We start from the raw sequence: 10,828 nt of genomic DNA, 5'->3' as shown, positions 1-10,828 counted from the left end.
TTTTCATGGCATTTATAAATTACAGAGAAAGTTCGGATTAAAATTTGAAAAAGCAAAAATATTTTTCCACCATAAAATTTTAAGGGAATTTCAAGGGGGTTTGATAACCCATTTTAAAGAGGGGATGGGTGATCAACAAGGGGTTTATCATTTGCAAAGACCACCTATTTATTGCGAATAAACAACCGGGGATGGTTGAGGGGTGGGAAGGGTTGACGGTGAGCTTGATCCCGACTATTTTCTCTAGGATTCTAGTCGGGTGTTCTCGTGGCAAGGGAGCAGGAAACTGGAATGGAAGGAAACCACCCTGTTCCTCCGGTGAAACCGGCTGTCCTTAATCCGGTTGAGCGGGGATTAGAAACTCTATTCTATGTCAAGGTTGAGGGCGCATTGGCAGTGGGGAGTGGCACAGGGTAGTGCAAATTGAGGAAGGGGGATTGCCCTAGGGTTGATGATGACCTTAATAAAAATCTGAATCCCTTGGATGGATAGGGCTTTGGGAGGTTGGAAATATTTCGTCTTTAAAGAAAAATAGCAACAGAGCGATCGCACCGTTAAGATTTTAATCGACCCAAACCGAAGGGATAGGGCATTTCTGGTCAATGGAGTACCGCCCTATCCCCGATCTAGTCGGAGTGACGATGAACGGGGGACGGCAAGGCGATCGCATCGGTTTCGCAGGACCCAGTGGACTGGGAAACGAACTCTGATACTCCTCCATCCAATCTTCAAAAGTCTATAAAAACCGCACCCTTGAAGGTGCGGGTTTGAGCTATTTTATTTTTTGAAGTTCCCCTCCAGATGGAATGGCGATCGCCTTAAATCCGGGGTCTAATCCCATAGTTTCGATATCGCCAATAATCCTTGAGGATGCGATCGTGGTCAAAACAGAGATTAGGGGGAATGCGCCAAGACTCAAAACAGTCTAAATTTTTCGCATCATCTGCCGCTTGGGGTTCCCCCGTCGCCGTGGCTAAAAAAACCACACTCAGGGTATGCTGACGCGGGTCCCGATTCGGGTCAGAATACACATGAAATTGTTCGATAAGTTCCACATCTAAACCGATTTCTTCTTTCGCCTCACGGATCGCCGCCGTTTCCACCGATTCCCCATAATCGACAAAACCACCGGGAAGCGCCCAACCTAAAGGGTCATTGCGACGTTCAATCAGGATAATGGGACGTCCGGGGCGATCGCCTAACTCAATAATGATGTCAACAGTCGGAGTGGGATTGCGATAGGTCATGGTTAAATTTTAAAGTTGATAGGTTTAGAATCGCTGTTAGCAGGGATAGGGGCTGATTTGTCATCAAGTTTTGATGGGGCGATCGCCGCTCTCTAGTGCCCCGTCCCATGATAAAGTTGAGACTTGTTGGCCCAGTAAACGATTGGGCAACCACGCTTAAGTTATTTTCCAATGGTAAATACACCATGCCCTTCCCCAGATCTAGCGGTATTCTACTCCACCCCACCTCGTTTCCCAGTCGGTTTGGTATCGGTGACCTTGGCGAAGCGGCTTATCGCTTCGTGGACTTTTTAGCAGAGAGTTACCAACTTTACTGGCAGATTTTGCCGCTAGGACCTACGGGATTTGGCAATTCTCCCTATTTGTCCTATTCCGCAATGGCAGGAAACCCGATGTTGATCAGTCCCGATCGCCTGCGGGATGACCAACTGCTGGCGGACTGGGACTTTAATCACCTGCCCGAGTTTCCAGCCGATTGGGTCGATTTTGACCAGGCGATCGCCATCAAAATGCCCCTGTTACAACAAGCCTGCCAAACCTTCAAAGCCCAGGCTTCTGCCGAGCAAAAACAGCAATTTCAAGAATTTTGCCATGAAAAAGCCTATTGGCTTGACGATTATGCCTTATTCATGGCAATTAAAGGCGCAATGGATGGCAAAAGCTGGTATCAGTGGGAACCCGACATTGCCAAGCGGCAACCAGAAGCCCTGGACAAATGGGGGCGACAGTTAACCGCAGAAATCTTTTTCCAAAAATTCCTGCAATATCAATTTTTCCGGCAATGGTCCGACCTCAAACGCTACGCCAACGAACGAAACATCCAAATTATCGGCGATATTCCCATCTATGTCGCCCACGATAGCGCCGATGTCTGGGCCAATCCCAACATCTTTTGTCTGGATGTCAAAACCGGAGAACCGGCAGGAATGGCCGGAGTCCCGCCCGATTATTTCAGCGCCACGGGGCAATTGTGGGGTAACCCGGTTTACCTGTGGAAGCGATTGGAAAAACAGGATTTTGATTGGTGGGTCAAGCGCTTCCAATCCATGTTGAGTTATGTGGATATCATTCGCATCGACCATTTCCGGGGCCTAGAGTCCTTCTGGTCTGTGCGCCAAGGGGAAACCACCGCCATGAATGGAAAGTGGATTGCTGCATCGGGTTCGGCTTTGCTGAAAACGGTGAAAGAACAGTTAGGCAGTCTGCCGATTATTGCCGAAGATTTAGGGGTGATTACTCCGGAAGTGGAAGCCCTGCGAGACGAGTTCGAGTTTCCGGGGATGAAGATTTTACACTTTGCCTTTGGATCCGGACCCGGGAATCCCTATTTGCCGCTTAACTATTACTCGCGCAACTGTGTGGTTTATACCGGGACTCACGATAATGATACGACGGTGGGATGGTTTGAAAAACTGTCGGACCATGAACGGTGGTGTCTGTTAGCCTATTTGGGACCCGTTTCTGAGGAAGGGATTCACTGGCAACTGATTCGAGTGGCATTGTCTTCCGTGGCGAATCAAGCCCTGATTCCCTTGCAAGATTTGTTGGGACTTGGCAGCGATGCGCGGATGAATACGCCCGGATTGGCAGAAGGGAATTGGGGATGGCGTTATCGCGGGGAAGTGCTGACTTGGGACCTGCGCGATCGCCTGAAACTGCTCACGGAAACCTATGGTCGCCGGTGCTACTAAGGGAACTCCCAAAAATAAAATATCCTAAAAACCCGCACCCTCAAGGGTGGGGCTATACGGACAAAGCCTGCCTCCGCAGGCTACAAGAGTATTGTTAAGTCCGATCGCATCGGATGCAAGATGATTTATTTCTGGGAATACCCTAAGTAACCCAACCTCAAGGGAGGGGTCATACCAAATCCGGTTGTAAAAAGTCGATTTTATCTCTGAACCCGCGCAGGCGGGCCCTTCGACGGAGCTCAGGACAGGCTTCGTCTGTATAGCCCCACCCTTCAGGGTGCGGGTTTTCTTTCTTAGCCCGCGCAGGCGGGCTTCGTCCGTGTAGCTCCACCCTTCAGGGTGCGGGTTTTCCCTAGGGTTCGGCGCGAACAATCACCTCTTCAGCAACCCCGGGTTTACCCATGAGTTTGGCTTGTTCATCATTAACTGCCATGAGAACCCCACCGGCATTGCCCGCTAGGATAACCAGTTGTTGTTTCGCTTCCCAAGTGCGTTCCGTTCCTTGTTGTAACGTGCCTTCAAATTCGATTTTGTCATCGGCGGTAATTTGCACCCAGGAACTGTCCTGAAGAATCAATCCAACCCTAACCGGGGCATTAGAATTGGACTGACTGGCCCCCAGGGTTTGAGAGGCGGTTGTTGGGGGGGTGGATTTTTCAGGCGTGGTTGTCTCAGAACTGGCTACAGTCTGAGCAGTTTCCGTTTGTTCTCCATTGGATTCCTGCATCGCCGTGGTTTCGACAAATCCCGCTAACCCTTTGACTGCACCAATAATCAGCAGGATATAAATCAGGTACAGATGAATCGGTCGCAGTCTAGGGATGGGTAAATAAAACCACTGAGCAATTTTCTGCTTGCGCCAGGTGGAAATGATGGGAAAGGTTTTAGCAAACTCAACGCCATTTAAACCCAGCGCCTCAGCAAACCGCAAGAGAAAACCCTGAACATAAATCGGTTCGGGGAGGTTAGAAAGTTGCCCTTCTTCAATTGATCGCAGCAGACTCATTCTAATCATCGTTTTGGCCGCGACTTCTTCAAGGGTCATGGACTGAGACTCCCGCACTTGCCGTAAGTAAGCACCCATTTCGGCCAGTTTGGCCGATGGATCCTGCTGTGGTTTCAGGATAGCTTTAGGTTTATGCTTCTTCATCGGGTCGGTTCCTGAGTATCTGCTGGCAAATTTACGGAGTTTAGGGAGACTTGACTTTGTAAGAAACATATCTCAGAGGGGTTCAAGGGGCGGTAGTAGCCTTGGGGTAAAGGAGCTTCCCCGGGGGGGTTGAGATGAATTGAGCCGATCGCCGTGCGGTGTAAGTGAATGACCGGGTATCCTAACAACTCAGCAACCCGGCGAATTTGGCGATTTCTGCCTTCCCAGAGAATCACTTCGAGCAGGGTTTGGGAGGGACCCAGGCGATCGAGGATGCGAACCTCAGCCGGTCGGGTTTTTTTGCCATCGAGGATGACACCGCGACGCCATGCTTCCAAGGTTGATTCCTGGGGTTCTCCGGCAACGGTCACCTGGTAGGTTTTGGGAATGCTATGGCGAGGATGGGTGAGTTGGAAGGTGAGTTCTCCGTCATTGGTGAGCAGTAATGCTCCGGTAGAGTCAAAATCCAAGCGTCCCACGGGATGGATGCCGTTCTGCTGCCGTAAATCAGCAGGCAGGAGGTCAAGCACCGTGGTCCGACCTTGGGGATCGGCGCAGGTGGACACAACTCCGGTGGGTTTGTTTAACAGCAAGTAAAGGGGACTAGGACGATCGCCAGGGTTGACGGGGATACCATCGACTTGGATGCGATCGCGTTCAGGGTCGGCTTTCTGCCCGAGGCGGGCAATTTCGCCATTCAGTTGGACCCGTCCCTCTTGAATCATTTTTTCAGCCTGACGGCGTGAGGCAATACCCCACTCGGATAGGATTTTTTGCAGTCTAGCATCCATGTTTTGGACGGCTGCGCGTTTTCGCTTTTTTCTAAAAGTTTTTAGGGGTTGAGTCCACCTGACAAGTTGCCAGACTGAACTATGTACAAATATTACAGGATCAGGGAGAATACAAGCACTCAGAACCGCAGAGTAGGGGTTAGAAGCACTCAAATGTCCCGTTTGCCCGGTTGTGGGCGGTCCTAAATGCTCCCACATTTCACGGATACTCCCTGAGTTCCCTGATTCTAGGGCCCTGTACCGGGGAAATTGCATTGAGAATATTTATGCGCGAAAAAGAAAGTATAAAATTAACTTCTGTGTCAAGCGATCGCCTAGAATTATCCCCACTCGAAGAGGATTTACCCCTGACTCCACCCATCCCCCCCTCTCAGTCTCGCATCGGTTGGGTGCTCTCCCATGCGGTGCAATTGTGGTTGCGATCGCAGGTGGAATCGGTCAGAGAACTAGAGGTGCAGATTAACGGAGGCGATCGGCAAATCCTCCAAGGGGTGATTCCCCAGGTTTCTCTGTGCGGGTCCGGTGCCATCTATCAAGGTCTGCATCTGAGTACCCTGGAGGTTCAGGGAACCGGCATTCAGGTCAATCTCCGGGACATTCTGCGCGGGAAATCCTTGCGCCTTCAGGACCCGGTTCCGGTGGTGGTTCGCTTACATCTGAAAGAATCGGACCTCAATGCCTCCATGCGATCGCCCTTGATTGCCGATGCCTTCACTCCCTTATTCTTCCCCCAATTCGCCGCAGCCCTCTCCTGGTGTTCAGAACCGACCCTCACCTGGGAGGGCGCTGCCATCCTTTCCTCGGAGGAAACCCTCACCCTGCGCGGGCGCTTCCACACCCCCGCCCAAGGGGCCCAACCCTTTCTCCTCCAAACAGGGTTACAACTGGGCACCCCCTCAGAATTGCACTTTCTCAATCCAAAGATTCAAATTCTTTCAGACTCTGCGGTAATCCCATTAGAAACCGTTATCCTACCCCTCGGGTCCGATGTGGCTATTTCCGAGCTCTCGTTTAACGAAAGCGGGCTAATCTGTCAGGGACAACTGACCGTTCTGCCTTAACGGGTTCGGCATCAGGAAGACCCGCTTACGGTGGCAGACAACTGGACCCATTGCGAGAGCAATGGCAACAAGAGGGTAATAAAGTAATAAACAAAAGGAGCGGTAAAAATATAACTATCCACCCGGTCTAGGATTCCCCCATGCCCGGGAATCAGCTTACCCGAATCTTTCACTCCTGCATCGCGCTTCATCAGGGATTCGATTAAATCTCCCATCAAGCTGGCAATCCCGAGTAGTAACCCGAATGCCACCCCAGTCCCCGCCCAGAAGGGCCAATTGAGATACTTGGCCCCGAGGGTTGCCAAAATGACACTGCCCAGGATTCCAAATACTGCCCCTTCCACAGTCTTTTTCGGACTGATATCGGAAAAATGAGTCCGTCCCAACCATTTGCCACCGACATAAGCGGCAGAATCGGCCATAGAAATACAAATAAACGAAAGCAAGGTCACACTCAACCCTGTGGGTAGGTCCGAAAAATTAGGCCAGGTTTGGGGCCAATAGCCACCCAAGGGGAGATTACTGGCCACCTCCGACCCTAAAGTGCGTAAGCGCAGCCAAAAACTGGGTAAATAACCGATATAAAATAGACCGAGAATGGAGGCCGCTAAATCGGCGATCGTTGCCATTTTCGGCTTAAACAGGAGATAGAAACAAATACAGGTTCCGGCGATCGGCAAAAGGGCATCAGTCAACTGGGAATTTTGGGTTGAAAGCACGACCAAAGCCAGACTTAGAAATAAACTCGTTTTTGCTGCCGGGTAAATCCCTTTAGCCCGGACAAGTTCCAAGTATTCCCAATGAGCAAGATAGACCAGAATGGAGAAACCGACCGTAAAGTACCAACCTCCTAGGAAGGTCGTACCTAGCGCTAGGATTAGAGCAACAATGGTACTGAGAATTCGAGACAAAGGCATAGAACAATTTTATAGTTAATCTAGTATTAGCAAAATAGATTTCTTGCATCATTCACCGAACGCCTCCGTCTGGTCAGCGTTTCCTGATATTACGGAACCCACCCACCAAACTGTGCCGCTGATTAAGGGGGATGGGGGCATCTGTTTGTCATGCTGCAAGAGTTCTAATTCCAGAGAATCCGGTAAACCGGGGGGAATTTTAATCAAGCTTTTCTCCACTCAGGATAAAGATCGGGTCAACTGCCACAAAACTTTGATGAGTTCCCCTTCCTTCTAAGCGGTTGAAGGAGGACTGGACCACCTCCACATTGCGGACTTGTAACTCAGCAAAGCTTTCGGAGATGGCATACAAATTTTCCAAACTTGCGGCAGTGGCCACGACTCGTCCTTCTGGGAGTAAGTAGGACCAGACTTTTTCTAAGATGGTTTTAATGGGACGGCCTCCTTCAATACAGACGCGATTCGGGGCATGGGGTAGCTGGGAGAGACATTCCGGTGCACTGCCTTCGATGACTTCTACATTTTCAACGCCGAAGCGATCGCAGTTGGCCCGAATTAAGGCGGCCACTTCCTCATCCCGTTCTACGGCTAAAATCCGCCCGTTCGGACAGAGTAATCCCGCTTCTACAGGGATGGTTCCTGTTCCAGCCCCAATATCCCATAAGACCGATTCGGATTGCAGTCGCAGGTGGGAGAGTAAGAGCAACCTCGTTTCCCGTTTGCTCATGGGAATTCCCGGCAACCGCTCAAATAACTCATCCGCAATACCCGGGGTAATATAAGGCCAAATTCCAGATTTCATAATAATATTTTTATCGGATTTTATTGATAATTTTAAGCGGTTTTTATGTTATCTGATAGACCCAAATTTAATAAGTTTAAAACGGGTTTTCCCTCGATTAAGGGATTCAAAAATTTAGAAAAATGGAAAACTCCAATAATTTGAAGCAATTGTAGGGTGGGCAATGCCCACCTTAACTAAGGTGGGCATTGCCCACCCTACTTCTCCGGTGAACCGGCTAAATTTATAAATTATCGGATTAAATGAGCAATTCAATGGTCATATTTTTAACCGATTTCCGGATTATTTTTAGCCCGGTTATCCAGTTCTAACCACTTTGAGGGTAGTTAAAGTCGGATCGCTACATCCGGTTAGGATACCTCCCTGGGCGAGCACTTGTTGCAAATAGGCGACTGCCTCTAAGGTAATCGCCTCTGAGGGCATCAAAATTGGGATTCCCGGGGGATATGGACATACTAACTCAGCACTGACCCTCCCGATCGCCTCTATAACGGGGATTGCTTCCACAAGAGCGAAAAACGCATCCCTCGGGCATAGGGATAGGGCGGGAGGGGGAGGCATCTGGGGAAGGGAACGAGATCGCTGCTTGTGGCAATTATCCTGGGAGAGGGTCAAAAACCCTTGGACGAGTTGGTCAATATCTGCCGAGGTGTTCCCCAAGCTGATAATAAAGGTTAAATGGTCCGGGGACGGTAACTCACAGGTGACCCCGAACTGTTCCTGAAGCATTTCATCGACTTCATACCCACTCAGTCCCCACTCCCAAACCCCCACCGTCACACGGGTGCGATCGCCTGCCACAAATCCCGGACTTCTCGCTTCAGGTGGCATTAACACCGATAATCCAGGGATTTGGGCAATCTCCTCCCGGGCGCGACTGCTTAGGGCCAGGGTTTGGGTCATCAACTCTTGACCCTGTAGTGCCATTTGTTGCCTTGCCGCATCTAAGGACGCCAGGAGTAAATAACTGGGACTGGTGGATTGCATCAACTGCAAACTTTGACTCAATCGATTGACATCAATGCGATCGCCTTGGATATGCAGCATCGATGCCTGAGTCATGGCCCCGAGGACTTTGTGAATTGATTGCACGGATAGGTCCGCCCCGGCAACCAGGGCCGGAGTCGGCAAATCGGGATGAAACGCAAAATGCGGCCCATGCGCTTCATCCACTAACAGGGGAATGCCGAATTGGTGAGTTACCTGGGCGATCGCCTGAATATCCCCGCATACCCCCTGATAGGTGGGATAAACCATCATCACCGCTTTGGCATCCGGATGGGCCGCTAATGCCTCGGCAACGGATGCTGGCGTGATACTCAGGGCTAAACCCCAGATTGGATCAAATTCGGGGGCGATAAAAACCGGCAATGCCCCGGATAAAATTAATCCAGAGATTACAGATTGATGGACATTTCTAGGCAGAATAATTTTCTCGTCTGGGCGAACCGTTGCCAGGATTGCTGCAATAATTCCTGCGGTGGAACCATTGACTAAAAACCAGGTTTGGGATGCACCAAAAGCATCGGCAGCGAGTTCTTGTGCCGATGCGATCGCCCCGGTTGGTGCGAATAAATTATCTAGGTCCGGCAATTCTGGTAAATCAGCTAAAAACACCGAAGTTCCTAACAGATTACTCAGAGATTGGGGAATTCCTCGCCCCCGTTTGTGGCCCGGTGCATAGAATGGCGCATCCGGTTTTTTGGCACAGCGGGCGAGAGTTTCTAATAAAGGGGCTTGACGGTGGTCTTGTAACATGGATTAGAATAATGGACGCGATCGGCGAACCAGTTGGTCTATTTGTTCAGTGAAATATGTCTCTTGGTATTTGAGTTGTTGGGCTATCTCCAAACCATTTTGAAAGGCTTGGATAGCCTGGGTATAGGCATTTTGTCTCTGATAAATTTGACCCATGCGATCATAAGTATGCATTATCCCATATAAGTTGTAGGCGCGACGCTCAACGATTAATAAAGCTTCATAAACTTCTAAGGCGGCATCGAATTGTTCTAGGGTGGTATAAAGGCGGGCGAGGCGTTCTAGGGCATCACTGGCGATGTAAAATTGTTGTTGAGTCCAGGCGAAGGTATAGGCTTCTTCGTAGGAGGCGATCGCCGTTTGCAGTTGCCCTAGACGTTCATAATCTGTGGCGATCGCCAGTTTGAGTTGAGGGATTTTGGCAATATCTTGGGGGTTACTATAAAGGGTGACCAGTCGCTGCCGCGTGGCGATCGCCCCTTGGGAATCATTTGCCTGGGTGTAGATAAAAGCCAGTTGTTCGAGATAGGACAATTCTTGGGGGCGATCGCGTCGTTGTACCGCAAAGGAGAGTAATCCTTGATAAGGTGTTGACGCATTGACATAATCGAGTTTTTCCAAATAGAGGCGACCCATATTGGTGAGGATGGATTCTTCTGCGGAGGCATCGTTGCGATCTCGCGCATCGGTGAGTAATTGCTGATAAACCGTTAGGGCTAAATCCCGCGATCGCACCGTTTCAAATCCCATCGCTAATGCTTGTAACAGAGGCAATTCACAAACTTGAGGACTCAGACAATACTCTTGATGAATGACCTTGAGTCTAGCATCAATCGCTTGCAGTGCCGTAATTTCTTGTTGTTCCCAGGCAGTCGTCCCCACCCGAGTTAAAGCGCGCACCTCCGGCAAGGGTCCAAAATAACGCCATAACCGCAATTCTCGATACCAAATCGTAAACGCTGCGGGCTTATTTCCAGCCGCTAACTCGGCTGATGCTTCTGCATCTAATATATTTAAAGCCAATTCTAACTCCCGCAGTTGTTCTGGGGTTAAGGATTGATTTTTCTTCGGGGGATTCGGCACTAACGGGTCAGGGATCAACACTTCCAACGGATTTGGAGGCAGCAGGGGTGGTGCAGAATTTTCCAGTTGTCCCAAGGCACTTGAAGCATTAAACCCGGAAAAAGTCAAGCCTAAAATCCAAAAAAACAACCCAAAATAAGCCCGGTTTCGGTGTAGTCGAATTGGGGCGATTCGGTAAGGATTTCCTCCAGGTTTTACTCCGGTTATAATTTTCATCTCGTTTATTTTTGAATTCACGCAACGGGTTAACGGTTTAATTTAATCGCTCTACATAACCGGGGTTCGGGACTGATGAAAGAGATAGGCACTCTGCCAATAGAGCCATCAA

At 49.8% G+C, this 10,828-nt stretch carries 11 protein-coding genes; 3 read left to right on the top strand and 8 right to left on the bottom strand.

Going from position 1 to position 10,828, the window contains the following annotated elements:
• The first annotated feature begins 291 nt into the window (after positions 1-291).
• Positions 292-417, top strand: a complete 126-nt coding sequence (locus tag NG795_RS16260; RefSeq protein WP_367289699.1) for a hypothetical protein — start codon at positions 292-294, stop codon at positions 415-417.
• A 401-nt stretch (positions 418-818) separates the two neighbouring features.
• Here NG795_RS16260 and NG795_RS16255 read toward each other — a convergent pair whose 3' ends face one another.
• On the bottom strand, positions 819-1,247 hold the full coding sequence (locus tag NG795_RS16255; RefSeq protein ID WP_367289698.1) for an NUDIX domain-containing protein: 429 nt from the start codon (positions 1,245-1,247) through the stop codon (positions 819-821).
• Between the two features lie 185 nt (positions 1,248-1,432).
• Here NG795_RS16255 and malQ point away from each other — a divergent pair, with 185 nt between their 5' ends.
• Complete coding sequence (gene malQ / locus NG795_RS16250) at positions 1,433-2,938, top strand: 4-alpha-glucanotransferase (RefSeq protein WP_367289697.1); 1,506 nt, start codon at positions 1,433-1,435, stop codon at positions 2,936-2,938.
• Between the two features lie 352 nt (positions 2,939-3,290).
• Here the strand turns inward: malQ and NG795_RS16245 are convergent, their stop codons facing one another.
• A complete protein-coding gene (locus NG795_RS16245) occupies positions 3,291-4,088 on the bottom strand; it encodes a helix-turn-helix domain-containing protein (protein ID WP_367289696.1) in 798 nt (265 codons plus the stop codon).
• A complete protein-coding gene (locus NG795_RS16240) occupies positions 4,085-4,879 on the bottom strand; it encodes a pseudouridine synthase (RefSeq protein ID WP_367289755.1) in 795 nt (264 codons plus the stop codon). The genes NG795_RS16245 and NG795_RS16240 overlap by 4 nt, the downstream gene beginning before the upstream one ends.
• Before the next feature lie 266 nt (positions 4,880-5,145).
• On the opposite strand from NG795_RS16240, the gene NG795_RS16235 reads away from it, so the two are divergent.
• Positions 5,146-5,940: an LmeA family phospholipid-binding protein gene (locus tag NG795_RS16235; RefSeq protein ID WP_367289695.1), complete on the top strand. Its 795-nt coding sequence runs from the start codon at positions 5,146-5,148 to the stop codon at positions 5,938-5,940.
• Positions 5,941-5,951: 11 nt separating this feature from the next.
• Here NG795_RS16235 and NG795_RS16230 read toward each other — a convergent pair whose 3' ends face one another.
• The 5 genes from NG795_RS16230 to NG795_RS16210 all read right to left on the bottom strand — a co-directional run bounded on the left by NG795_RS16230 (position 5,952) and on the right by NG795_RS16210 (position 10,716).
• Positions 5,952-6,857 (bottom strand): phosphatidate cytidylyltransferase, encoded by a 906-nt coding sequence (locus NG795_RS16230; protein ID WP_367289694.1) that lies wholly within the window; start codon positions 6,855-6,857, stop codon positions 5,952-5,954.
• A 48-nt stretch (positions 6,858-6,905) separates the two neighbouring features.
• Entirely contained in the window at positions 6,906-7,064 is a 159-nt protein-coding gene (locus tag NG795_RS16225) for a hypothetical protein (protein WP_367289693.1), read from the bottom strand.
• Entirely contained in the window at positions 7,057-7,659 is a 603-nt protein-coding gene (gene cbiT / locus NG795_RS16220) for a precorrin-6Y C5,15-methyltransferase subunit CbiT (protein WP_367289692.1), read from the bottom strand. The genes NG795_RS16225 and cbiT overlap by 8 nt, the downstream gene beginning before the upstream one ends.
• 297 nt (positions 7,660-7,956) lie before the next feature.
• The gene (locus NG795_RS16215) at positions 7,957-9,417 is read right to left on the bottom strand and encodes an aminotransferase class I/II-fold pyridoxal phosphate-dependent enzyme (RefSeq protein WP_367289691.1); all 1,461 of its coding nucleotides are present in this window, start codon (positions 9,415-9,417) and stop codon (positions 7,957-7,959) included.
• Positions 9,418-9,420: 3 nt separating this feature from the next.
• Positions 9,421-10,716: a tetratricopeptide repeat protein gene (locus tag NG795_RS16210; RefSeq protein WP_367289690.1), complete on the bottom strand. Its 1,296-nt coding sequence runs from the start codon at positions 10,714-10,716 to the stop codon at positions 9,421-9,423.
• Between the last annotated feature and the right edge of the window lie 112 nt (positions 10,717-10,828).

Origin of the sequence: Laspinema palackyanum D2c, assembly GCF_025370875.1 — a bacterium.
GTDB lineage: Bacteria > Cyanobacteriota > Cyanobacteriia > Cyanobacteriales > Laspinemataceae > Laspinema > Laspinema palackyanum.
Note: the sequence above shows the minus strand (reverse complement) of the source record. Positions and strands in the feature narration are given on the sequence as shown.

Coding starts and splice junctions, on each gene's coding strand:
- NG795_RS16235 (WP_367289695.1), top strand. CDS start 5,146: ATGCGCGAAAAAGAAAGTATAAAATTAACTTCTGTGTCAAGCGATCGC.
- NG795_RS16230 (WP_367289694.1), bottom strand. CDS start 6,857: ATGCCTTTGTCTCGAATTCTCAGTACCATTGTTGCTCTAATCCTAGCG.
- NG795_RS16215 (WP_367289691.1), bottom strand. CDS start 9,417: ATGTTACAAGACCACCGTCAAGCCCCTTTATTAGAAACTCTCGCCCGC.
- cbiT (WP_367289692.1), bottom strand. CDS start 7,659: ATGAAATCTGGAATTTGGCCTTATATTACCCCGGGTATTGCGGATGAG.
- NG795_RS16255 (WP_367289698.1), bottom strand. CDS start 1,247: ATGACCTATCGCAATCCCACTCCGACTGTTGACATCATTATTGAGTTA.
- NG795_RS16210 (WP_367289690.1), bottom strand. CDS start 10,716: ATGAAAATTATAACCGGAGTAAAACCTGGAGGAAATCCTTACCGAATC.
- NG795_RS16260 (WP_367289699.1), top strand. CDS start 292: ATGGAAGGAAACCACCCTGTTCCTCCGGTGAAACCGGCTGTCCTTAAT.
- malQ (WP_367289697.1), top strand. CDS start 1,433: ATGCCCTTCCCCAGATCTAGCGGTATTCTACTCCACCCCACCTCGTTT.
- NG795_RS16245 (WP_367289696.1), bottom strand. CDS start 4,088: ATGAAGAAGCATAAACCTAAAGCTATCCTGAAACCACAGCAGGATCCA.
- NG795_RS16240 (WP_367289755.1), bottom strand. CDS start 4,879: ATGGATGCTAGACTGCAAAAAATCCTATCCGAGTGGGGTATTGCCTCA.